The organism is Bartonella sp. MR168JLCBS (assembly GCF_042194175.1).
The window spans coordinates 317-1,050 of record NZ_JBHIMP010000161.1; the positions used below are offsets into that span (position 1 = coordinate 317).

At 47.4% G+C, this 734-nt stretch carries 1 protein-coding gene and 1 pseudogene; both read right to left on the bottom strand.

Going from position 1 to position 734, the window contains the following annotated elements; genetic code table 11:
- A partial coding sequence (gene rplD, locus ACFIK8_RS10015) for a 50S ribosomal protein L4 (RefSeq protein ID WP_375669336.1) occupies window positions 1-372 on the bottom strand: 372 nt, incomplete at its 3' end.
- Window positions 372-734, bottom strand: a pseudogene (locus ACFIK8_RS10020) (50S ribosomal protein L3); the annotation flags it as partial. The pseudogene ACFIK8_RS10020 and the gene rplD, both read right to left, overlap by 1 nt.

A 734-nucleotide genomic window follows, 5' to 3' on the forward strand; every position in this document is an offset into this window, starting at 1 on the left:
TATAATTAAATCATTTGCCTTTAATTTTGCTGACAAAGCAAGACGCAAACCAAGCACACGAATCTTCTTAGGGAGATCATGCGCATGACTACGGACAACCGGACCATGGGCCTTACCACCACCTCGAAACTGCGGCGCGCGAGCAGATGAATGCCGAGCACGTCCAGTGCCCTTTTGTTTAAACATCTTTGCCCCTGTACGTGACACATCAGATCGGCCCTGCGAGTGATGGGTCCCCTGTTGATGACGAGCAAGCTGCCAACGAACAACACGTTGTAAAATATCCTCACGCGGAATAAGACCAAAGATACTCTCAGAAACCTTTAATCTACCAGCTTCATTACCATCAAGGGTTCTAATTACAAGATCCATTATTCGGCCCCCTCAGCTTCAGAGGTTTCTGTCACCGGAGTAACCATTTCCGTTTTCTCCTTCGCAAGTTGGCGAATACCAGCAGGCCTCGGTACATTATCAGGAAGCGGTCTCTTTACAGCATCCCGCACCAAAATCCAAGCACCTTTAGAGCCCGAAACAGCGCCACGCACTAAAATCAAACCACGCTCAACATCCGTGGAAACAACTTCAATATTTTGCGTTGTTACACGCACCTGCCCCATATGGCCAGCCATTTTTTTACCTTTAAACACTTTACCGGGATCTTGACACTGTCCTGTCGAACCATGAGCACGATGTGTGATTGAATTACCATGTGAAGCACGATGTCCACCAAAATT